The organism is Pseudomonas sp. BP11-1-1 (assembly GCF_052112105.1).
In the GTDB taxonomy this organism is placed as follows: Bacteria; Pseudomonadota; Gammaproteobacteria; order Pseudomonadales; family Pseudomonadaceae; genus Aquipseudomonas; species Aquipseudomonas alvandae.
Genome location: NZ_JAUTYU010000017.1, coordinates 38,659 through 61,465, shown reverse-complemented (window position 1 = coordinate 61,465; position 22,807 = coordinate 38,659). Strand labels below are relative to the sequence as shown.

The 22,807-nt window shown below is 63.5% G+C and carries 20 protein-coding genes; 19 read left to right on the top strand and 1 reads right to left on the bottom strand.

All coding sequences use genetic code 11. From position 1 onward, the window contains the following. Window positions 1-77 precede the first annotated feature (77 nt). From Q7C33_RS23800 to Q7C33_RS23785, 4 genes are all read left to right on the top strand, one after another. Window positions 78-962, top strand: a complete 885-nt coding sequence (locus Q7C33_RS23800; protein WP_198798145.1) for a LysR family transcriptional regulator — start codon at window positions 78-80, stop codon at window positions 960-962. 131 nt (window positions 963-1,093) lie between these two features. Beyond that, window positions 1,094-1,459: a c-type cytochrome gene (locus Q7C33_RS23795; RefSeq protein ID WP_198798144.1), complete on the top strand. Its 366-nt coding sequence runs from the start codon at window positions 1,094-1,096 to the stop codon at window positions 1,457-1,459. 117 nt (window positions 1,460-1,576) lie between these two features. Further along, window positions 1,577-2,875 carry a D-arabinono-1,4-lactone oxidase gene (locus tag Q7C33_RS23790; RefSeq protein WP_258650970.1) on the top strand — a complete coding sequence of 433 codons (1,299 nt, stop codon included), beginning with the start codon at window positions 1,577-1,579 and terminating at the stop codon, window positions 2,873-2,875. A gap of 74 nt (window positions 2,876-2,949) precedes the next feature. Continuing rightward, on the top strand, window positions 2,950-4,158 hold the full coding sequence (locus Q7C33_RS23785) for a DSD1 family PLP-dependent enzyme (protein ID WP_407684267.1): 1,209 nt from the start codon (window positions 2,950-2,952) through the stop codon (window positions 4,156-4,158). Between the two features lie 168 nt (window positions 4,159-4,326). Here Q7C33_RS23785 and Q7C33_RS23780 read toward each other — a convergent pair whose 3' ends face one another. Further along, window positions 4,327-5,271: a SphA family protein gene (locus Q7C33_RS23780; protein WP_407684258.1), complete on the bottom strand. Its 945-nt coding sequence runs from the start codon at window positions 5,269-5,271 to the stop codon at window positions 4,327-4,329. Between the two features lie 204 nt (window positions 5,272-5,475). Between Q7C33_RS23780 and Q7C33_RS23775 the strand changes: the two genes are divergently transcribed. The 15 genes from Q7C33_RS23775 to Q7C33_RS23705 all read left to right on the top strand — a co-directional run bounded on the left by Q7C33_RS23775 (window position 5,476) and on the right by Q7C33_RS23705 (window position 22,761). After that, a complete protein-coding gene (locus Q7C33_RS23775; RefSeq protein WP_198798143.1) occupies window positions 5,476-6,519 on the top strand; it encodes an AraC family transcriptional regulator in 1,044 nt (347 codons plus the stop codon). A gap of 84 nt (window positions 6,520-6,603) precedes the next feature. Then, on the top strand, window positions 6,604-7,356 hold the full coding sequence (locus Q7C33_RS23770) for a GntR family transcriptional regulator (protein ID WP_217861635.1): 753 nt from the start codon (window positions 6,604-6,606) through the stop codon (window positions 7,354-7,356). Next, window positions 7,353-9,092: a fumarate reductase/succinate dehydrogenase flavoprotein subunit gene (locus Q7C33_RS23765; RefSeq protein WP_030137948.1), complete on the top strand. Its 1,740-nt coding sequence runs from the start codon at window positions 7,353-7,355 to the stop codon at window positions 9,090-9,092. Before Q7C33_RS23770 ends, Q7C33_RS23765 begins: the two co-directional genes overlap by 4 nt. 24 nt (window positions 9,093-9,116) lie before the next feature. After that, on the top strand, window positions 9,117-9,362 hold the full coding sequence (locus Q7C33_RS23760; protein ID WP_407684257.1) for a 4Fe-4S dicluster domain-containing protein: 246 nt from the start codon (window positions 9,117-9,119) through the stop codon (window positions 9,360-9,362). A gap of 250 nt (window positions 9,363-9,612) precedes the next feature. After that, the gene (locus Q7C33_RS23755) at window positions 9,613-11,019 is read left to right on the top strand and encodes an ABC transporter substrate-binding protein (protein WP_407684256.1); all 1,407 of its coding nucleotides are present in this window, start codon (window positions 9,613-9,615) and stop codon (window positions 11,017-11,019) included. A gap of 127 nt (window positions 11,020-11,146) precedes the next feature. Further along, a complete protein-coding gene (locus tag Q7C33_RS23750; RefSeq protein WP_323155508.1) occupies window positions 11,147-11,929 on the top strand; it encodes an ABC transporter permease in 783 nt (260 codons plus the stop codon). Beyond that, window positions 11,929-12,777, top strand: coding sequence for an ABC transporter ATP-binding protein (locus tag Q7C33_RS23745; protein WP_407684255.1), 849 nt, complete (start codon window positions 11,929-11,931; stop codon window positions 12,775-12,777). The genes Q7C33_RS23750 and Q7C33_RS23745 overlap by 1 nt, the downstream gene beginning before the upstream one ends. After that, window positions 12,774-13,736 carry a HEAT repeat domain-containing protein gene (locus Q7C33_RS23740; RefSeq protein WP_407684254.1) on the top strand — a complete coding sequence of 321 codons (963 nt, stop codon included), beginning with the start codon at window positions 12,774-12,776 and terminating at the stop codon, window positions 13,734-13,736. Before Q7C33_RS23745 ends, Q7C33_RS23740 begins: the two co-directional genes overlap by 4 nt. Further along, on the top strand, window positions 13,733-14,005 hold the full coding sequence (locus Q7C33_RS23735) for a DUF971 domain-containing protein (RefSeq protein ID WP_407684253.1): 273 nt from the start codon (window positions 13,733-13,735) through the stop codon (window positions 14,003-14,005). The genes Q7C33_RS23740 and Q7C33_RS23735 overlap by 4 nt, the downstream gene beginning before the upstream one ends. Window positions 14,006-14,275: 270 nt before the next feature. Continuing rightward, window positions 14,276-14,893, top strand: coding sequence for a transcriptional repressor LexA (gene lexA / locus Q7C33_RS23730; RefSeq protein WP_030137954.1), 618 nt, complete (start codon window positions 14,276-14,278; stop codon window positions 14,891-14,893). Continuing rightward, complete coding sequence (gene imuA, locus Q7C33_RS23725; protein ID WP_030137955.1) at window positions 14,893-15,516, top strand: translesion DNA synthesis-associated protein ImuA; 624 nt, start codon at window positions 14,893-14,895, stop codon at window positions 15,514-15,516. The genes lexA and imuA overlap by 1 nt, the downstream gene beginning before the upstream one ends. A gap of 7 nt (window positions 15,517-15,523) precedes the next feature. Next, window positions 15,524-16,945 (top strand): Y-family DNA polymerase, encoded by a 1,422-nt coding sequence (locus Q7C33_RS23720; RefSeq protein WP_030137956.1) that lies wholly within the window; start codon window positions 15,524-15,526, stop codon window positions 16,943-16,945. Next, window positions 16,921-20,019, top strand: coding sequence for an error-prone DNA polymerase (locus Q7C33_RS23715; RefSeq protein WP_407684252.1), 3,099 nt, complete (start codon window positions 16,921-16,923; stop codon window positions 20,017-20,019). Before Q7C33_RS23720 ends, Q7C33_RS23715 begins: the two co-directional genes overlap by 25 nt. Window positions 20,020-20,286: 267 nt before the next feature. Then, window positions 20,287-22,398, top strand: coding sequence for an ATP-binding protein (locus Q7C33_RS23710; protein ID WP_407684251.1), 2,112 nt, complete (start codon window positions 20,287-20,289; stop codon window positions 22,396-22,398). A gap of 96 nt (window positions 22,399-22,494) precedes the next feature. Next, window positions 22,495-22,761 (top strand): hypothetical protein, encoded by a 267-nt coding sequence (locus Q7C33_RS23705; RefSeq protein WP_030137959.1) that lies wholly within the window; start codon window positions 22,495-22,497, stop codon window positions 22,759-22,761. Window positions 22,762-22,807: the final 46 nt, after the last annotated feature.

Genomic DNA, 22,807 nt, shown 5'->3' with positions numbered 1-22,807 from the left:
AAAAGAATGTTAGTTTTTGCGCAGCCGCTGTGCGTTTATAAACAGTCCTGCCTTCAGGCCCATCCAAGGATCGCCCCATGTTCGACTGGAATGACTTGCGTTATTTCCTGGAGCTGCAACGCAGCGGGCGTTTGTTGACGGCTGCACGGCGCCTGAATACCACTCACGCCACGGTGGCCCGGCACATCGAGGCCATCGAAAAAAGCCTCGGCACCGCGTTGTTTGTCCAGCATGCCCAGGGCTACGAGCTGACTCCGGCCGGCGAGACGTTGCTCAAGCATGCCGAAGCCATGGAGAACGTGGCGTTGCTGGCCCAGGAGGACATCACCCAGTCCAGCGCGCCGCTGGGCAAGATCCGCCTGGGGGTGACGGAAGGGCTTGGCATCATGTTCCTGGCCAGTCGCATGGACGGGTTGTTCCAGCGTTATCCGGGGCTGGAGGTGGAACTGGTGGCGGTGCCGCGCTTCGTCAGCATCCTCAACCGCGAGGCGGAAATCAGCATCCACCTCGAACGCCCGGCGGCCGACCTGTTGGTGACGCGCAAGCTCACCGACTACAGCCTGGCGCTCTATGCGAGCCAGGCCTACCTGGATCGCTCGCCGCCCTTGCGCAGCCGCGAGGACCTGGCCCGACACGCCTGGATCGGCTACGTCGACGACCTGTTGTTCAGCCAGGAACTGATGTTTCTCAACAGCTTTTGCCGCAAGCCTCGGGTGGTGTTCCACAGCACCAGCGTGATCGCCCAGCAACAGGCTGCGCGCTCGGGCCTGGGGATTGCTGTGTTGCCGTGCTACATGGCCAGCGGCGACCCGACGCTGGTGCCGCTGTTGCCGGACGAAACCATCTGCCGCAGCTACTGGATCAGCACCCGCCGCGAACTGCACAAGTCCGTACGGTTGCGCGTGCTGTGGGATTACGTGGTGCAGTTGTGCGAGCGCGAGCAGAGGTTGCTGTTGCCCTGAGCATTGCCCGGCGGCGAGGGTGTCCGCTCAAGTCCGATTTATGGCCCGCAATGACCTCAAGCCAAAACGCTGGGGTGCCTTAGTGTGGAAGCTGTCAGACCCACAATAAGAAAGCGCCGCGAGAGGGCCCTATGCGGTTACCTAGGTTTTCGCTGCACCCTGCCATTTCCATCGTGTTACTCACCCTGTTGGCAGGTTGCGATGACGCACCCACGCCACCCACGCCCACCGCGATCACGGCCATGCCCAGCGATGCGTCGCTGGCTCGGATCTACGACAGCAGTTGCAAGCTCTGTCACGCCAATCCCGCCGCCGGAGCGCCGTTGACCGGCGATACCAATGCCTGGGCCCCGCGCCTGGCACAGGGCGCCGAGACTCTGCTCGATCATGCGATCAACGGCTACAACGGCATGCCGCCGATGGGCCTGTGCATGCACTGTTCCGAGGAGCAGTTCCTGGCCCTGATTGCCTTCATGTCCGGACAACGATTCCAATAATCCAACAAGGGGTTTTCCGGCATGACCATGGATTACTCGCGACGTCGATTGCTGCAACAGGCCGGCGTTGTCGCGGCCCTCACTGCGCTGGGCAGCCAGGGCGCCCTGGCCGAACTGATGCGCGCCCCGCGACTGATTCCATGGCGCAATTGGTCGGGCGCGCAAAGTTGCCTGCCTGCCGCGCGCCTCGCCCCTCAGGATATGGATGAACTGGTGCAGGTGGTGCGCCGCGCCGAAGGCCGGATCCGCCCGGTGGGTTCCGGCCATTCCTTCAGCGCCTTGGTGCCCACGGATGGGACCTTGCTCTCCTTGAGTTTTTTCAGCGGCTTGCTGAGTCACGACGCGGCCACCCTGCAGGCCGAATTCGGCGGTGGCACGCCGATGTCGCGCATGGGCACGGCGCTTCAAGCCATTGGCCAGGCGCTGCCGAACATGGCCGATGTCGACTACCAGACGCTGGCCGGTGCCATCGCCACCTCGACCCATGGCACGGGCAAGGCGTTCGGTTCCTATTCGTCCCAAGTCGTCGGCCTGCAACTGGTCACGGCCAATGGCGAGGTGCTCGATTGCGATGCCCGGCAGCATCCCGAAGTGCTCAGTGCCGGCCGGGTCTCCCTGGGCGCCTTGGGACTGATAACCCGCGTGCGCCTGCAAAACCGCGCGGCCTATCGATTGCGCGAGCACCAATGGGTGGCGAAAACCGAGGAGTTGCTCGAGGACGTGGACACCAACACCCGGGACAACCAGCATTGGGAAATGCAGGTCGTCACCCATTCCGACTATGCGCTGTCGATCACTCTGAACGAAACCACCGACTCCGCCACGCCGCCGATCAGTCCCGAGGAGGAGGGCGGCAACGAGTTCGTCAGCGTGATTGAAAACCTCGACAAGTACGGCAGCGATTTCCCGGCGACCCGCCGAGCCTTGCTCAACAGCCTGCGCTGGGTGGCCGATTTCGATGATCGGGTCGGCGACTCCCATGACATCTACGCCAACGCCCGCACCGTGCGCTTCAACGAAATGGAGTACTCGGTGCCGGCTGACCAGGGCCCAGCATGCCTGCGGGAAATCCTCGCGCTGATCCGCGACAAGAACCTGCGCACCTGGTTTCCCATCGAGTACCGCTACGTGAAGGCCGATGACATTCCCTTGAGCATGTTCGAAGGTCGGGACAGCTGCGCCATCTCCGTGCACCAGCATTACCAGATGGATCACCACAACTTCTTCGCGGCCATCGAACCGATTTTCTGGAAATACCAGGGGCGCCCGCATTGGGGCAAGTTGCACTCGCTCAACGCCAGGACGCTACAAGCGTTGTATCCCCGCTGGGAGGAGTTCGCCCGAGTGCGCCAGGCCCTGGACCCGGGCGGCAAGTTTCTCAATGGGCATCTTTCGACGATCCTGGGGGTGAGCTGATGGGTTTCAATCGTCGTCGCTTCCTGGCGGGAACGCTGGGCGCCGGGGTGTTGTTGGCGGGTGTCGGTGCTTGGCTGCGACCGCAGGACCGAGGTGCGCCGTACAGCGAATATTTTCGCCAGCTCAACCGTGAGCTCAAGGCCCATGGCCCGATGCGCCCGGTGATGCTCATCGACCTGGATCGACTCGACCACAACATCGACGTGGTGAAGGCCTCCGTGCAACGCGCCGGCAAGCAGTTGAGGCTGGTGGAGAAGTCCTTGCCAGCCCCCGGCCTGCTGAATTACATCGCCCAGCGTGCCGAGACCCGGCGCTTGATGTCGTTCCATCAGCCGTTTCTCAACCATGACGCAATGCAGTTTCCCCAGGCCGACATCCTGCTGGGCAAACCCCTGCCGGTGCGTTCCGCCGAGCTGTTCTACACGCAGCACAAAGGTCCTTTCGACCCGGCGCGCCAGTTGCAATGGCTGCTCGACACGCCTGAGCGACTGGAGCAATACCGGGCATTGGCCCAGGCGCTGGGCATTCGCATACGGGTCAACCTGGAGCTGGACGTCGGCCTGCACCGGGGCGGGATCGTTGACGAGGCGAGCCTGGACGCGATGCTCAGATTGATCCGCGCCCACCCGGCCCAACTGGAGTTTGCCGGGTTCATGGGTTACGACCCGTTCGTGGGCATGGGCGTGCCGGAGATCGTCGCAACGCCGCAGACACTGCTGGCGCGGGTCATGGCGATCTACCGCGCGCGCGTGGATTTCGTGCGCCTGCGCTATCCCGATCTTTGGCGCCCCGGCCTGACGCTCAACACCGCCGGCAGCCCCAGCTACCGCATCCACGAACTGGAAAACCTGAGCACCGAGGTGTCGGTGGGCACGGCCATGCTCAAGCCCAGCCACTACGATTTACCTTCGTTGAGCGAACACGTGCCGGCGGCCTATATCGCGACCCCGGTGTTGAAACGCACCGGGGCAGTGAACATCCCGGCGCTGGACGACACGTCGCGGATTTTTTCCTGGTGGGACGTGAACCAGCGCGAGACCTTTTTCATCTATGGCGGCAACTGGATGGCCGACCTCGAGGCACCGCCTGGCTTGCAAATCAATGACCTGTACGGACGCAGCTCCAATCAGGAAATGGTCAACGGCTCCGCAGCGGTCGGACTGGGGCTGGAGGACCAGGTGTTCCTGCGCCCGACCCAGACCGAATCGGTGTTGCTGCAGTTTGGTGATTTGCTGGCGGTGCGGGCGGGGAGGATTGTCGAGAGCTGGCCGGTTTATAGCTGAATCCAGCTTGTCGAGAGCGCGTCTTTGTGGCGAGGGGATTTATCCCCGCTGGGGCGCGAAGCGGCCCCAAAAGCCGACAATCCGGTAGGTCAGTCAGATTGAGTTGCTTCTAGGGGGGGCTGCTGCGCAGCCCAGCGGGGATAAATCCCCTCGCCACAATGGGAGCTTTTAGAAGGCAAACGGAATACTGATCTTCGCCCAGAGCATCTCGCCTTCGGGGCGGTTCTCCACGTCGAATTCCTTGGCCCAGCGAATCTCGGCGCTGGCGTATTTGAGGAAGGTTACGTGCAGCGCCGGACCGATGGCGAACACCTGGCCGCGCACGCCATCGTCCACGTCCTGCCCGGCGAATTGCACGGTGCGGCCGTACTGTTTGTCGTCGGTGGTCTGTTTCAGGTAGTAGCCGTTGAGGCCCACCGTCACGTTATCGTTCAGCCGGTAGCTGGCGGAATAATCGAAGTGGAAAATCTGCCCCGAGCGGTAATCGGTGTCCTTGTTTTCGCGGTTGAAGCTGTAGGTGGTTTTCATCGACAGCTCGGTGTTGTCCGTGGGCAGCCAGGTGAAGGAAAACAGTGGTTTGTAGGTGTAGAAATTATTGCTGGTGTTGGCCAGTCGATCGGCATCGTATTCACCGGTTGGCACGGTGATTTCCACCGCGGCGGCCAGTGTCAGGTGCTTGCCCATGTCCCAGAGGATGATGGGCGAGATGGTGGTGTCGCCCATGCTTTCGCGCGTGTCACTCAGGCCGAATGCGGCGACCTCCTGCTTGAGCCAGGGCTGCGCGACGTAGATGCCCAGTCGCCCGCCGGCCACTCGCAGCGGGCTCAGGTAGTCGATGCGCGGGATCACCGCCGTGGATTCGATTTCGACATCCGGCACTTCGCCGCCCAATGAGCTGATGTTGAATTTTCGAGCCTTGTAGTGGTTGTAGTAGAGGTTGAAGGCAACCATGTGGTCCGGAAGGCTATCGACCTCCAGCGGCAGTACATAGAAGCCATCGGTGCCGGTGCCGATGTTGTCGACGCCGGACTCGGTGGCCAGGGCCGGCAAGGCGTTGGCGCAAGCCAGGCTCAAGGTCAGTTGCAGGGTGAATCGCGTGCGGATCGGGTTCATGGAGGGGCTCGTTATTATTGTTGGAAACGCACCAAGGGTCCGAGCCATAGAAATAAGCCGTTCGCCGCCGCCAGGGCAGGGTATTGGCGGCCATTCAGGGGACTTGCGCGGCCAGATTCCGGTCCCCCTCTATTCACCGGGTCATGCTAACGTCTAGAAACAGACTGTTACACAGTGTTCTCCTGTCCGCCTTGGAATCCGCCCATGCAGATGAAAGTCATCGATCCCACGTTCGAGCTGGCGCTGGTATCGCCGTTTCTGCTGCAGACCCTTGCCGATGTGGTGGCGGACAAGGGCTTCGATGCGGCGATCCTGTGTCGAGGCCTGGGGTTCGGCCTCGATGACCTGCAAGACCCGACCCATCGCATTTCCCATCGCCAGGCCGTGGTCATGATCCAGCGGGCGCTCAAGTTGTTACCCGACCAGGGGCTGGGGTTGTGGGTCGGCGACCGCAACGTGCTGGGCACCCTGGGTTTGCTGGGACACGTATTGTCACTGTGCGAGACCTTGCGCGACGTCTTCGCCCTGGGAGTGCGCTACCAGCGCACTACCGGCGGCATCGCGCAGATCAGCGCCGAAGAAGCCGGCGACCGGATCACGGTCGAGGCGACGTGCCAACTGCCCTTTGCCGACGTGCAGGTGTTTGCGGTCGAAGAATTCTTCGCCAGTGTGTTGGTCTATGGCCGGGCGCTGGCGGCGTCCGACTTCAAGCCACAGGCAGTGGAATTCATGCACGCCGCGCCTTCCTATGCGGGCGAGTACCAGCGGATCTTCGGGTCGGTCGTGCGCTTTGGCTGCCGGCAGAACCGCATGCTGATCGATGCTGGCTGGCTGGAGGTGCGCCTGCCCAACCATCATCCGCTGGCCCTGCGCCAGGCACTGGCCTTGCTGGAGCAGGAGGCCAGCGAAGTCCACCAGAAAATCGACCTGATCCAGGCCGTGGAGCGGGCGATTGCCCGGGACCTGGGCCGTGGCAGCCATATCGATAAAATTGCCAGCGACCTGAACATGAGCAGCCGTACCTTGCGCCGGCGCCTGACCGAGCACAACCTGACCTTCGAAGCGTTGCTCGAACAAGTTCGCCGTGGCCGGACCTTGAACCTGCTGGCCAATCCCGAGCTGTCCATTGAGCGCATCACCGAGGAAGTCGGCTACAGCGATGTGCGCAGTTTCCGCCGGGCGTTCCGACGCTGGACCGGCATGAGCCCGAGCGCGTTTCGCAATGAGAGCGCCGACGCTCGGCTCTAAGGTTATGTCCAAACAGTATTTCTCAAGTCTTACGGGCTTTCCCTAAGATCACGTCATAACTCGTTATGACAAGTGAAGGAAGCCATGCCCGACAACGTTCTTTCCCTCGACAGCGTGCCGCTGCACACCCAACTGCGCGACGTGCTGCGTGCACGCATCCTCGACGGTGAATACCCCCAGGGCAGCCAGATGCCGTCGGAAAGCGAGCTCGGCGCGTTGTTCCGCGTCAGCCGCATCACCGTTCGCCAAGCCTTGGGCGACCTGCAAAAGGAAGGGCTGATCTTCAAGATCCATGGCAAAGGCACCTTCGTCGCCAAGCCCAAGACCTTCCAGAACGTCAGCACCCTCCAGGGTCTGGCCGAGTCCATGACCGGGCGCGGTTTCGAGGTGATCAACCGCCTGCGCAGCTTCAAGTTCATGGCGGCGGACAAGTCAGTGGCCGAGCGCCTGAAACTGGCGGAAGGGGACGTGGTGGCGCAGATCAAGCGGGTGCGGTTGATCAACCGCGAGCCGGTTTCCCTGGAAATCACCTACCTGCCCAAGGCGCTCGGCGAGCGCCTTGAAAAAGCCGACCTGGTCACCCGCGATATTTTCTTGATCCTGGAAAACGATTGCGGCCTGGCCCTCGGTCATGCGGACCTGGCCATCGATGCGGTGTTGGCCGACAGCGACCTGTGCCAGGCCCTGGAGATCGAGGCCGGATCGCCGGTCATGCGCATCGAGCGCCTGACCCACGGCGCCGATGGGCAACCGCTGGATTTCGAATACCTCTACTACCGCGGCGATGCCTTCCAGTACCGCTTGCGGATCGACCGGCAGAAAGGGACGCAGGCATGACCCAAAGCTCAAGAAGCATCCTCGAACAGGAATACGACATCGTCGTCATCGGCGGCGGCACCGCCGGGCCCATGGCCGCGATCAAGGCCAAGGAACGCAACCGCGACTTGCGCGTGTTGTTGGTGGACAAGGCCAACGTCAAGCGCAGTGGCGCCATCAGCATGGGCATGGACGGGCTCAACAACGCGATCATCCCGGGGCACTCGACGCCTGAGCAATACACCAAGGAAATCACTATTGCCAACGACGGCATCGTCAACCAGGCCGCGGTGTACGCCTACGCGACCCACAGCTTCGAAACGATCGAGCAATTGGACCGTTGGGGCGTGAAGTTCGAGAAGGACGAAACCGGCGACTACGCGGTGAAAAAGGTTCACCACATGGGCGCCTACGTGCTGCCGATGCCGGAAGGGCACGACATCAAGAAAGTCTTGTACCGGCAGTTGAAACGGGCGCGGGTGAGCATCACCAATCGGTTGGTCTGCACCCGGTTGCTGACCGACGAAGAGGGCGCGGTGAACGGGGTGATGGGCTTCGATTGCCGCACCGCCGACTTTCATGTGATCAAGGCCAAGGCGGTCATTCTCTGCTGCGGCGCGGCGGGACGCTTGGGGCTGCCGGCCTCCGGCTACCTGATGGGCACCTATGAAAACCCGACCAATGCAGGCGATGGCTACGCCATGGCGTATCACGCCGGCGCCGAGCTGGCGAACCTGGAATGCTTCCAGATCAACCCGCTGATCAAGGATTACAACGGCCCGGCGTGCGCCTATGTCACCGGCCCCCTCGGCGGCTATACCGCCAACAACAAGGGCGAGCGTTTCATCGAGTGCGACTACTGGAGCGGGCAAATGATGTGGGAGTTCCACCAGGAACTCGAAGGTGGCAACGGTCCGGTGTTCCTCAAGCTCGATCACCTGGCCGAGGAAACCATCCAGAACATCGAAGAGATCCTGCACAGCAACGAACGACCCAGCCGCGGGCAGTTCCACGCCAACCGTGGCACCGACTACCGCACGCAGATGGTCGAGATGCACATTTCCGAAATCGGTTTTTGCAGCGGTCATTCGGCCTCGGGCGTTTGGGTCAACGAGCGGGCGGAAACCTCGGTCAAGGGCCTGTACTCGGCGGGCGACATGGCGGCGGTGCCGCACAACTACATGCTCGGTGCGTTCACCTATGGCTGGTTTGCCGGCAACAACGCCGCCGATTTTGTGGCAGGCAAGGATTTCTCGGCGCTGGATGCCGGGCAGATCGAGCGGGAGAGGGCGCGTGTCTACGCGCCGCTTGAGCGCGAGCATGGCCTGCCGCCAGCCCAGGTGGAATACAAGCTGCGCCGCTTCGTCAACGATTACCTGCAACCGCCGAAGGTCACGAAAAAAATGCAGATCGGCCTGCAACGCTTCAGCGATATCCAGCGCGACCTGGACCAGATCAAGGCCCATAACGCCCACGAATTGATGCGCGCCATGGAAGTCAGCGTGATCCGCGACTGCGCCGAAATGGCCGCCCGGGCCTCGTTGTTTCGCGCGGAAAGCCGTTGGGGGCTGTACCACTATCGAGTCGATCACCCACGGCGCAACGACAGCGACTGGTTCTGCCATTGCCATTTGAAGAAAGGCGAGGACGGCACGATGACCTCGTTCAAGAAAGCCGTCGAGCCCTACATCATCGCCCTCGATGCCGACGAGCTGCAGGCCTACGACCGGCTGCGGGTCGGCGCCGACGCGGCGTGAACCCATCACCCAAAGAGAACGCCCATGGCCTATCAACCCCAGGAAATCTTCTTTCGCTCCAATGCCCCCGTCACCGTGGACGAGGACAAATGCATCGCCCACAAGGGCTGCACGGTGTGCGTCGACGTATGCCCCATGGACCTGCTGGCGATCAACCCGGCAACCCAGAAGGCCTACATGGCGTTCGATGAATGCTGGTATTGCATGCCCTGTGAAAAGGACTGTCCGACGGGGGCGGTGAGAGTGGAAATTCCGTACCTGTTGCGTTGACCGATAGGACGCCTTCGCGAGCAGGCTCGCTCCCACAGGGGATCGAAGCCAGTCGCAGTGCTTATGTACACCGTTAAAACCTGTGGGAGCGAGCCTGCTCCGGGCGGCGTTCCGACGATGAGGCCACCACCGGCACCACAAAAGCCATCCGGCCACCCCGGACGCTAATCCCAGCACACCCCTCGTTTCCCACCGCGCCCTGATCGTGGCGGAGACGAAAAACCTATAAATGATTCGAGGGGACATACCCATGTTATTGCGTGCAGCACTGGCCGGTCTGGCACTGGCTTCATTGACCCTGCCTGCCCAGGCAGACACCATCCGCATCGCCATCGGCACCCAGGACACCACCATCAACTGCGCCGCCGGCGGGTTGCTGATCCGGGAGCTGGGGCTGTTGGACAAGTACTTGCCCCACGATGGCGCGTACAAGGATGCCCACTATGACATCCAGTGGAAAAACTTCACCAGCGGCGCGCCACTGACCAACGAGATGGTCGCCGGCAAACTGGACTTCGGCGCCATGGCCGATTTCCCCGGCGCGTTCAACGGCGTGGCGTTCGAGACCGCCGGCAAGCACAGCCTGTTCATCAGCGTGCTGTCGGGCAGCACCCAGGGCAGCGGCAACGGCATCGTCGTGCCCAGTGCCTCGGGTGTACAGTCCCTGGCCGAGCTCAAGGGCAAGACGATTTCCGTGCCATTCGCTTCCACCGCCCATGGCATGTTGCTGCGCGCCGTCGCGGCCCAGGGCTGGGATCCGCTCCAGGATGTGAACATCATCGCCCAGCCACCGGAGGTCGCCGGCTCGGCGTTGCAGGCCGGCAAGATCGACGCCCATGCTGACTTCGTGCCCTTCGCCGAACTGTTCCCCAGCCGTGGCTTCGCCCGCAAGATCTATGACGGCGCCCAGGCCAAGACGCCGACATTCCATGGCGCGCTGGTGGACCAGGCCTATGCCAGGAAGTACCCGGAAATCGTCGTTGCCTACCTGCGTGCAACCATCGAAGCCAATCAGTTGCTGGCCGCCGAGCCGGAGAAGTACAGCGAGTTGATCGCCAAGGTCACCGGCGTGGATGCCGAGGTCAATTATCTGTTCCACGGGCCGCTGGGCGTGCAGACCCGCGACCTGACCTGGAAACCGGAATACCGCCAGGCCGTCGGCACCGCCATCGACACCCTCAAGCTGCTGAAGAAGGCCGATCGGGGGCTGGACCTCAACACATTCATCGATGACCAGTACATCCGCGCCGCCTTCAAGGCATCGAACCTCGATTACACCGCGCAACTGGGCAACTACGCCCAGACGCCCCTCGGCACGCCCGACGCCTTGACCGGCCAGGCCATCACCGATGCCCGTCATGTGGTCGAGATCTGGGTGCGCGACGAGCCGAAAGTGCGTCATTACGCCTCGGCGCAGTCAGCCTTCAGCGCACTGGCCAGCCTCAAGCAGGAAGGCAAGGGCATCCGCGCCGTCTACGCCCAGGCCAGCGACAGCGGGATCAAGCTGTTGGCCGAGCAGGCGTGGTTTGCCAGTGATGGCAAGGGCCAGCTCAGCGCGTTCCTGTTGAAAGGGCAGGCCGAGCAGTTTGCCACGGCCCAGGGCGGCAAGGTCCTGGACTTCACCGAGGCGACGACCCAGTCGGTTGCTGCCCGCTGACTTGCAAATAACCTGTGGGAGCGAGCTTGCTCGCGATGGCGGTGTGTCAGTCACATCAACTTCAACTGATCTGACGCCATCGCGAGCAAGCTCGCTCCCACAAGGATTCCACTCCGGAGGAAGATTTGTGTACCCATCATCCAAACGCTGGCTCCTGCGAGCCGCTTCCTTGCTGCTCTGCCTGCTGTTCTGGCAACTCGCCGCCGCCGGCCACTGGGACCTTGGCCTGGTGACCTTCGCCAACGTCCCGACCCCACTGACGGTGGTCCAGGCCGCACTTGGCCTGGGCGAGTCGGGCAATCTCGTGCGGCATCTGGGCAGCAGCCTGGGCCGGGTCTTCGCCGGGTATGGCGCTGCGCTGTTGATCGGCGTGGCGCTGGGCCTGGCCATCGGTCGGTCACGCTGGGCCGAAGATCTGTTGCTGCCGCCGCTTGAAGTGCTGCGGCCGATTCCGGCGGTGGCCTGGATTCCGCTGGCGATCCTGATGTTTCCCTCGTCGGAGTTGTCGATGGTCTTCATCACCTTCACCGGCGCGCTGTTCCCGATCCTGCTCAACACCGTGCACGGCGTCGAAGGGGTGGACCGGCGGTTGATCGCCTCGGCGAAAAGCCTCGGCGCCGGACGCCAGGCCATCCTGCTGGAAGTGATTCTGCCGGGGGCCGCGCCGAGCATCATCACCGGCCTCGCCATTGGCATGGGCACCTCCTGGTTTTGCCTGGTGACGGCGGAAATGATCGCTGGCCAGTACGGCATCGGTTACTACACCTGGGCGTCCTACACCGTGCAGAACTACCCGGACATCGTGGTCGGCATGTTGCTGATCGGCGTGCTGGGCATGGGTAGCAGTTTGTTGATCAAGCGCCTGGGCGGGCTGTCCACGCCTTGGCATCGACCCCGAGGAAAAGCCTGATGAGTGCGATGCAAACGCTGGAAGGACGGATCGACATCCGCCAGTTGTCCATTGTCCTGGGCCAGGGCGCCCAGGCCTTCGAAGCGGTGCAGGGGCTCGATTGCCAGATCGAGGCGGGCCAGTTCGTCTGCATCCTGGGGCCGTCCGGTTGCGGCAAATCCACCTTGCTCGGCGCCCTCGCCGGGCACCTGCAACCGAGCACGGGCACGTTGAAGGTGGACGCGGTGCCGGTCGTTGGCCCGTCGCCCCAGCGCGGCATGGTGTTCCAGCAACACACCTTGTTTCCGTGGCGCAGCGTGCGCGACAACGTCGCCTTCGGCCTGAAGATGCGTGGCCTGGGCAAGCTCGAACGACACCGGGCCGCCGACGAAATCCTCGCCCTGGTGGGCCTGGAGGGGTTTGCCGGGCACTGGCCCGATCAGCTCTCCGGCGGCATGCAGCAGCGGGTGGAGATTGCCCGGGTGCTGGTCAACCGTCCGCGCCTGTTGCTGATGGATGAGCCCTTCGGCGCGCTGGACGCCCTGACGCGCTTGAACATGCAGGAACTGCTGCTGGACATCTGGACGCGGATCCGCACCACCGTGGTGTTCGTCACCCACGATATCGACGAGGCGCTGTTCCTGGCCGATCGCTTGCTGGTGATGAGCCCGCGTCCGGGGCGAATCATCGAGGACCTGCGCCTGGATTTCCCCCGCCCACGAACAACCGAGTTGGTCACCCACCCTGAATTCGCCCGATTGAAACGCCACTGCCTCGAACTGCTGCGTCATGAAGACGGCCAGCAACTGCCACGCCTCAATCCCCTTGGGCTGCCTCCTGAAACCTCCTTGCCGCGATTTGCCCTATGACCTCTCTATTTGAAAACACTGACAACGACGACATCCTTGCCCTGCAACCGCGCCTGACCGACGACGACGCCGGCGTGCGCCGTATCGCGCTGATCGAACTGGCCGACCTCGAAGAGCCCGAAGGCCTGCTGTGGCTGGTGGATCGCTTGGCACATGACCCCAGCGCCGAGGTGCGGGCCGAAGCCGCGCGATTGCTCGAAGCCTGGGAGGACGCGCCGGTGGTCGCGGCCTTGTGCGAGGCCCTGACCGATCCATCCCCGAGCGTGCAGGCCGCAGCGGCCCAAAGCCTGAGCCTGCTCAAGAGCGAGGCGGCAGGACGGGTGATCTTGCCTTGGACGGTTCATGTTGATGCCGATGTGCGCGTCGCCGCGTTCCGGGCGTTGCGCGAGTTGCGCCTGGGTGATGCCGCGCCAGCCGCTGTCGCCGCGCTGGCTGATCACGATGCCGGCGTGCGTCGCGAGGCGGTTGGCGTGCTCGGCTGGCTCAAGCACCTCGACGCCTTGCCGGCCCTGGCGCGGCTGGCCAGTGATGATCCGGAGAGCGAAGTGCGCCGTGCGGCCACCGGTGCCCTCGGCCTGGCCTCGGATGCTCAAGTCTTGCCGGCGCTGCGCCAGGCCTTGCGGGACCCGGCCTGGACGGTGCGCGAAGAAGCCGCCACGACGCTGGGCAAGGTCGGCCACGCCGATGCCGGTCCGGCCCTGATCGAGGCCCTGGCAGATGATTATTGGCAAGTGCGTTTGCGGGCGACCCGCAGTTTGGGTCGCATGCGTTACGTCCCGGCACTGGCGGCCTTGATCGAGAGCCTGGCTCATCGCATCAGTAACCTGCGCAAGGAGGCGGCCCTGGCGTTGGGCGAGTTGAACGATCCTGCTGCCATCCCGGCGTTGCAGGCCGCCCAGGACGATGGCGATCCGGAGGTACGCAAGGCTGTACGGATTGCCTTGGGCCAATTGCAATGAGCCCGCTGGAGATTGGTAATTCACAACAGAAGGGGCTGTTGCGGCTGAGTTGGCCTGATGGGCGTGAGCAACGGCTGGAGCATGCTGAACTACGTCGTCAATGCCCCTGTTCGCGGTGTCGGGCGTTTCGCCTGCAAGGATTGGCCGTTCAGGTGGATTCGCGGGTTCGGGTGGTTGAGGTCAATAGCCAGGGCTATGGGGTGCAGTTGGTCTTCAGTGATGGGCATGAGCGGGGGATTTTTCCCTGGGAATACCTGGCGGGGTTGTAGCTTTGTGCCCATCCCTTGTGGGAGCGAGCTTGCTCGCGATGACGTCAGTACATTCAACCTTTTTGCAAGCTGACCCACCGCCATCGCGAGCTCGCTCCCACAGGGATACGCTGGTTACTTGAGCAATCGGTGAACCCGTGGCGAGGGAGCTTGCTCCCGCTGGGCTGCGTCAGCAGCCCCAAAATCATTCAACACGGTTAATTTGGTTTTGCGCAGTCAACCCGTGAACTGACTGGCGGCGCTTGTCAGAAAAACCATGGAAGAGTACAAATGTACTCCATGACGACTCTCACTCCCCGCCGCACCGCCATCCTGACCTTCATCCGCGAACGCATCGCCGAGCAGGGCCAGTCTCCCAGCCTCGCTGAAATCAGCGAGGCGTTTGGTTTCGCCTCTCGCAGCGTGGCGCGCAAGCATGTGCTGGCGTTGACCGAAGCCGGCTTCATCGAGGTCAATCCGCACCAGGCCCGGGGCATTCGGCTGTTGAACCAGCCGCCGCGTCCCGAGTTGCTGGACGTGCCGGTGCTGGGACGGGTGGCCGCCGGGCTGCCGATCGGGGCTGATGCCGAAGTCCACAGCCGTCTGTTGCTGGACCCGGCGATTTTCACCAAGGCGCCGGATTACCTGCTGCGCGTCCAAGGCGATTCGATGATCGAGGACGGCATCCTCGACGGCGATCTGGTGGGCGTACAACGCACGCCCCAGGCCGCCAACGGACAGATCGTCGTGGCGCGCCTGGACGGTGAAGTGACCATCAAGCGTTTCGAGCGAGTCGGCGAGCGCGTACGCCTGTTGCCCCGCAACCCGGCCTATCAGCCAATCATCGTCGAAGCCGACCAGGACCTGGCGATAGAAGGTGTGTTCTGTGGCCTGGTGAGGCAAGGCTGATGGGCGCCGTCGTTGCGTTGGACACGCTGTTCAATGGCGGCCAGGTCTGGAAGGGCCGGCCTGCGCCACCGGCCGCCAGCCCGCAGCCTACTGGCCATGCGATGCTGGACGCGGCATTGCCCAGCGGCGGTTGGCCGGAAGCGGCGTTGACGGAAATCCTCATCGGCGCGCCGGGCGTGGGTGAGTTGCAACTGGTGTGGCCGACCCTGGCGCGGTTGTCCGCGGCGGGGGAGCGGATCGTGTTGGTGGCGCCGCCGTTCGTGCCCTATCCCCAGGCCTGGCGAAATGCAGGGGTGGACTTGCGCCAGTTGTCGATCATCCAGGCCGATCCACGGGAGGCCTTGTGGGCCACCGAGCAATGCCTGCGTTCGGGCAGTTGCGGCGCGGTGTTGTGCTGGCCGCGCCAGGCGGACGACCGGGCCTTGCGCCGTTTGCAGGTCGCCGCGGAGACCGGCCAGACCCTGGCGTTCGCCTGGCGCTCGATTCAGGAAGCCATCAACCCGTCCCCGGCTGCCTTGCGCATTGCCATCGATGCCCGGCCTGCGCAATTGCGGGTGCTCAAGACCCGCGGCGGACTGGCCCGTTCGGCGCCGATCGCTTTTCCCACGCTCACAGGGCATTGAGGTTGCGATGCGCTGGGTCTGTATTTTATTCCCGCAATTGGCGCTGGACGCCGCGCTGCGCCAGCGCCCCGATCCCGACGAGCCCCTGGCGCTGCTGACCGGCCCGGCCCAGCGGCGGGTGCTGCAAGCGGTCAACGAACCGGCCCGCGCCTTGGGCCTGCGCCCCGGCCAGACCATGACCGCCGCCCAGGCCTTGAGCAAAGGGTTCGCCACGACCGAGTACGACGCGACGCAGATCAACTATTGGCAACAGTTCCTCGCGGCCTGGGCCTACCGCTTCAGTTCCCAGGTCAGCGTGCATTACCCGCGCACGGTGGTGTTCGAGATCGAATCGAGCCTGGGACTGTTCGGGCCCTGGCCAGTGTTCGAGGCGCGGTTGCGGGCCGAACTGACTGAACTGGGCTTTCGCCATCGCATCGTCGCCGCCCCCAACCCCGTGGCGGCGCGGACACTGGCCAATGCCTACGACGCCCTGGTGGTACCCGATAACGAAACCTTGCAAGCGTACCTGGGGCACATGCCAGTGGACCGGGTCGGCCTGGCGCCCGAGGTTGCCACGGCCTTGTCGCGCATGGGCCTGCGCCAGCTCAGCCAAGTCCAGGCCTTGCCCCGGCACACTTTGGCGCGGCGCTTCGAAGCCGACATGCTCAAGCACCTCGACGTGCTGGTGGGCAGCCGTACCCTGGCGCTGTCGTTCTACCTGCCGCCGGACCGTTTCGATGTGCGCATCGAACTCAATTACGACGTGCAGTCCCACCAGGCACTGCTGTTTCCGTTGCGCCGATTGACCGGTGATCTGTCGGCTTACTTGTGTGGGCGTGACAGCGGCGTGCAGCGTTTTGATTTGCACCTGGAGCACGCCGGCTTGCCAGACACGGTCATCAAGGTCGGCCTGCTCAGCGCCGAGCGGGATGCTTCGATGCTGTTCGAGCTGGCCCGTGGCCGTCTCGAGCAGGTGCAGGTCGAGGCGCCCGTGCGCGGTTTTCGCTTGTGTGCCGAAGACCTGCCGAGCTTCGTGCCCCAGCGCCTGGAGTTGTTCGATGAACGTCCCCAGCAGTCCTTGCCCTGGGAACAGCTACGCGAACGGTTGCGGGCGCGCCTCGGCGACGAAGCCGTGCAAGGGTTGGGGTTTGGCGACGATCATCGACCCGAATGCGCGTGGCAGATGAAACCCCAGCCGCAACCACAGATGTGTCCGCTGCGCGATGATATCCAGCGTCCCGGCTGGCTGCTCGGCGAACCCCAGGTTTTGCCCGAAGGCCAGGCGCGAATCCTCATGGGCCCGGAGCGCATCGAGTCCGGCTGGTGGGATGGGGCCGACGTGCGCCGCGACTACTACCTGATCGAAACCCGCGCCGGCCAACGCGGCTGGGCCTATCGACCGGTGGGCGAGGGCGGGCCGTTGTGGCTGCAAGGCTGGTTCGCATGAACATCGAATACGCCGAGCTGCATTGCCTGTCGAACTTCAGTTTCCAGCGCGGTGCCTCCAGCGCCCTGGAACTCTGTCGTCGTGCCAAACTGCAGGGCTATCGGGCCCTGGCGATCACCGATGAATGCACCCTGGCCGGCATCGTCCGGGCCTGGCAGGCGGCCAGGGAGCTGGAGCTGCAACTGATCGTCGGCAGCGAAATCCAGGTCGAGGACGGTCCGAAGCTGGTGCTGTTGGTGGAAAACCTTGAGGGTTATCAAGCCTTGTGCGGACTGATCACCCGTGCCCGGCGCCGTAGCGAGAAGGGCCGATATCGCATCGTCCGGGAAGACTTCGACAAGCCGCTGCCAGGACTACTCGCGCTGTGGGTGCCCGATGGCAAGGAGCCCGAGGCGCAAGGGCGCTGGCTCCAACAGGTATTCAACGCGCGCCTGTGGCTGGCCGTGCAGTTGCATTGCGGGCAGGACGATCGGCGGCGGCTGGCGGACTTGCTCGCATTGGCCGAACGCCTGGGCCTTCCGGCCGTCGCCACGGGGGATGTGCACATGCATGTGCGGGGACGTCGCGCCTTGCAAGACACCATGACCGCCATCCGCCACCACGTCACCGTCGCCGAGGCCGGCCTGCGCCTGCACCCCAACGGCGAACGCCATTTGCGTAGCCTTGAGGCCCTGGCCGATCTCTATCCCCGAGCCTTGCTCGATGAAACCGTGGAAATCGCCCGGCGCTGCACGTTCGACCTCGGCCAGCTGCGCTATGAATACCCGCGCGAGCTGGTGCCTGAGGGTCATGATCCGACGTCCTGGTTGCGGGAACTGACCGAGCGCGGCATGCGCGAGCGGTGGAAGGGCGGTGTGAAGGAGAAGGTGCGGGCGCAGATCGAAAGCGAGTTGGCGCTGATTGCCGAGCTGGGCTACGACAGTTATTTCCTCACCGTGCAAGACATCGTCAGCTTCGCCCGCGGCCGCCACATTCTCTGCCAGGGCCGGGGTTCGGCCGCCAATTCGGCGGTGTGCTACGCCTTGGGCATCACCGAAATCGACCCGGCCCGGACGGACATGCTGTTCGAACGCTTCCTGTCCCGCGAGCGCAATGAGCCGCCGGACATCGACGTCGATTTCGAACACGAGCGTCGCGAAGAAGTCCTGCAGTACGTGTTCCAGCGCTACGGCCGGCATCGCGCGGCATTGACGGCGGTGGTCAGCAGCTACCACGGCGCCGGGGCGGTGCGTGACGTGGCCAAGGCCTTGGGCCTGCCGCCGGACCAGGTCAATGCACTGGCCGATTGCTGCGGGCGCTGGAGCGATGAAGCACCGCCGCTGGAGCGTCTGCGCGAGGGCGGCTTCGACCCCGAAAGCCCGGTACTGCGCCGGGTGTTGAGCCTGACCCAGCAACTGATCGGTTTTCCCCGGCATCTGTCCCAGCACCCCGGCGGCTTCGTGATTTCCCAGCAACCCCTGGACACCCTGGTGCCGGTGGAAAACGCCGCGATGGCCGAGCGCACCATCATCCAGTGGGACAAGGACGACCTCGATGCGGTCGGGCTGCTCAAGGTGGACATCCTGGCGCTGGGCATGCTCAGCGCGATCCGCCGTTGTTTCGACCTGGTCGCGCATTACCGGGGCGTGCGGCATACCCTGGCGTCGTTGCCCAAGGACGATCGCGCGACATTCGAGATGATCAGTCGCGCCGACACCATCGGCGTGTTCCAGATCGAATCCCGTGCGCAGATGGCGATGTTGCCCCGCCTCAAGCCCAAGGATTACTACGACCTGGTGATCGAAGTGGCCATCGTGCGGCCGGGCCCGATCCAGGGCGGGATGGTGCATCCGTACCTGCGGCGGCGCAATGAGGAAGAGGAGATCACTTACCCATCGCCGGAATTGAAAGAAGTGCTGGGCCGGACTTTGGGGATTCCGTTGTTCCAGGAACAGGTGATGCAGATTGCCATTGTCGCGGCGGACTACACGCCTGGCGAAGCGGATCAATTGCGTCGCTCCATGGCCGCCTGGAAACGTCACGGCGGGCTTGAGCCACATCGCGAGCGCCTGGCAGAAGGCATGAAGAACAACGGTTACACGCCCGAATTCGCCGCGCAGATCTTCGAACAGATCAAAGGCTTCGGCAATTACGGCTTTCCTGAGTCCCACGCCGCCAGTTTCGCCTTGCTGACCTACGCCAGCAGTTGGCTCAAATGCCACGAGCCGGCGGCGTTCGCCTGTGCCCTGATCAACAGCTGGCCCATGGGTTTCTACAGCCCGGACCAGATCCTCCAGGACGCCCGCCGGCATCAGTTGCAGATCCGTCCGGTGGACGTGCGGGCCAGCGACTGGGAATGCAGCCTGGAACCGCTGGAAGGCCGGCAACCGGCGATTCGCATGGGCTTGCGCCTGATCAAGGGGTTTCGCGAGGACGATGCCCGGCGTATCGAGGCGGCACGCAGGCAGCGGTCTTTCAGCGATGTGGCCGACCTGGGCGAGCGGGCGCGACTCGACGCCAGGGCCATGGAGCAATTGGCCGACGCCGATGCCTTGCGCGGCCTGGCCGGCGATCGCCATCGCGCCCGCTGGGAAATCGCTGGAGTGGAAAAACAACTGGGCTTGTTCGCGGGCCTGCCCAGCCAGGAAGAGCCCACCGTAGCCTTGCCGACACCCACGGTGGGGGAAAACCTGTTTGCCGACTACGCCACCCTGGGCACCACTTTGGGGCCTCATCCGTTGGCGTTGCTGCGCTCCGAATTGCGCGCCCGGCGCTGCCGCAGCTCGCGGGAATTGCAGGCTGTCGAACATGGCCGCAACGTCAGCGTCGCCGGGCTGGTCACCGGCCGCCAGCGCCCGGGCACGGCCAGCGGCGTGACCTTTGTCACCCTGGAAGACGAATTCGGCAACCTCAACGTGGTGGTCTGGCGCGACTTGGCCGAACGCCAGCGCAAGGTCCTGGTGGGCTCGCAATTGCTCAGGGTGGATGGGCGCTGGGAGAGTGTCGGCGAAGTCCGCCATCTCATCGCCGGGCGCCTGAGCGATTTGAGCGAGTTGCTGGCGGGCATCCATGTGCGCAGCCGGGATTTCCGCTAGACCTGTGGTTGAAATCTGTGGCGAGGGGATTTATCCCCGCTGGGCTGCGCAGCAGACCCATTAAGACGTATAGCTAACTAGCTGACACCTCTACGGTGCTTGGTTTGGGGGCGCTTCGCACCCCAGCGGGGATAAATCCCCTCGCCACAAAGGGTTGGCGTCGTCAGTCTGCATGAAACCAATTGCCAACCTCGCGCTCGAAGCACTAGCACAAGGGACTTGTGGTATGCCGATTCCCTGCTGGTAGTTTGAGGTGAGAGTCGTCCCATGAAGTTCTTATCCCAGAGTAACGGGTGTCCCGGTTGGGACGGAGAAATGGCTCGGCGCATCCGGGCGCACGATTGGAGTCGCACCGAACTGGGTGCGATCGACCACTGGTCCGCCAGCCTGCGCAGCGCGGTCCAGGTGATGCTGGCGTCGCCCTTGCCAATGGTCATGTTGTGGGGGCGCCAGGGCTTCATGATCTACAACGACGCCTACGCCGAATTTGCCGGTGGTCGCCATCCGTACCTGCTGGGGCGTGCGGTGGAGATGGGGTGGCCGGAGGTGGCCGAGTTCAATCGCCATGTATTGGACGTGTGCCTCGCCGGCGGCACCTTGTCCTACCGCAGCAAGGAACTGGTGCTGCTGCGCGACGGCAAGCCCGAAGACGTCTGGATGGACCTCTACTACAGCCCGGTGCCCGACGATGACCAATCGCCGGCCGGCGTGTTGGCGATCGTGGTGGAAACCACCGAGCTGGTGCTGAGCGAGCGGGCCCGGCAAGAGGCCGAGCGCAGTTATCGCGCGGTCAATGAGCGCATCCAGTTGGCGCTTTCGGCGGGGCCGTTGCTAGGGTCGTTTGTCTGGGATATCGAGGCCGATCGGCTGTCTGGCGACGAGCGTTTCGCCCGTACCTTTGGCTATCCGCCCGAGTGCCCGCTGGAGGCACTGCCCATCGACATCGCTCGCCAGCGCATCCATCCCGACGACATCGACGACGTCGAGCAACGGGTCGACCTGACCCTGCGCACGGGCGTTCCCTACACCGCTGAATACCGTTTGCGTCGTGGCGAGGGCGATTACCTTTGGGTGCTGGCCAGCGGTCGATGCGAGTTCGATGCATTGGGCAAGCCCCTGCGTTTTCCCGGCGTGCTGATCGACATCAACGAGCGCAAGACCGCCGAAGCGTCGCTGCTCAAGTTCACCCGCGACCTGGAGCAGCGCGTCGATAATGAGGTCCAGGCGCGCTTGGCGGCTGAAGAACAGTTGCGCCAATCGCAGAAACTCGAAGCCATCGGCGGGCTCACTGGCGGCGTCGCCCATGACTTCAACAACCTGCTCCAAGTGATTGCCGGCAACCTGCATTTGCTGGCTCGCCACGAGCCTGACAATCCCAATGTGCAACGGCGGGTCGGCGCGTCCATCGAAGCCGTGGAACGGGGCGCCAAGCTGTCATCGCAGTTGCTGGCTTTCGCTCGTCGCCAGCCGCTGTCGCCGGCGGTGTACAACCCTCGACGCATCTATGATGGCCTGGGCGAATTGCTGCAACGGGCGCTGGGGGAAACCATCCGGATCGAAGTGTCGTTGCCCCCTGAGCCGTGGTGCATCCATGTCGATCGCAACCAGTTGGAAAATGCCCTGCTGAATCTGGCGATCAATGCGCGCGATGCCATGGGCGGCGAAGGCGTCATCAGCATGGTCGGGGAAAATATTGCCCTGGACGAATCGTCCTGCGCCGGCAAGGGTGTCGTGGCCGGTGATTACGTACGGTTGTCGGTGATCGATCGTGGCGCCGGCATGGCGCCTGAAGTGTTGAACCAGGTGTTCGAACCGTTCTTTACCACCAAGACCGATGGCCAGGGCACCGGGCTCGGATTGAGCATGGTGTTCGGGTTCGTCAAGCAGAGTGGCGGGCATATCGAGATTACCAGTCACCCGGGGGAAGGCACGCAAGTGCATATGTATTTCCCCCGCAGCCATAAGCCTGAATCCCCGGAACAGGCGCACCCTCGCACGCTCCAGCCCGGCCTGGAGGAAACGATCCTGGTGGTCGAGGACAACGATGACGTGCGCGCGGCGTCGGTGGATTTGCTGGAGCAGTTCGGTTATCGAACCCTGACCGCCGCCAACGGCGACGAGGCCATGAAGTTGTTGCTCGACGGCGTCTCGGTGGACCTGATCTTCACCGATGTGGTCATGCCCGGCCTGATCAAGAGCTCTGACCTGGCGGCCTGGGCCAAGGTGCAGACCCCGCCGGTGCCGGTCCTGTTCACGTCGGGACATACTCGCGACATCATTTCGCGTAACCACCAGTTGAGCCCCGATACGCATCTGTTGAGCAAACCGTACAGCCCGGATGCGCTGGCGCGGATGGTCAGCTCAGTGCTGGAAGAATGAGCCCGACGCGGCAAAAGAATGGAACCCAAGTCGTCGTCCGGCCTTCGAATAATCAGGGCCGATCACTATTCGGCCTTGTCATGAACGAGGTGTCTAATGAGCGACTCTGCAAATACTCAGCAACAAGGCCAGACGCAAACCCCGTCCTCGCGTAACGATCCGGCTGTCGATCCTCAAGTGGCGAATAACCAGCCTGCCAATTCGGCTGAGACACACGAGGCTCACAGTGCTGCCCGTGAGGTCGATCAGAAGAAACATCATCAGGACAATGACAACACCTACAGCCCGGGTTTCAAGCCGGAACCGGATCGGCCTGGACCGGGTGACAAGACGGATGCCGATATCGACACTGCCGACAGCTGATCAACAAAAAGCCCGACTCGAGAGTCGGGCTTTCTTATTCGATAGG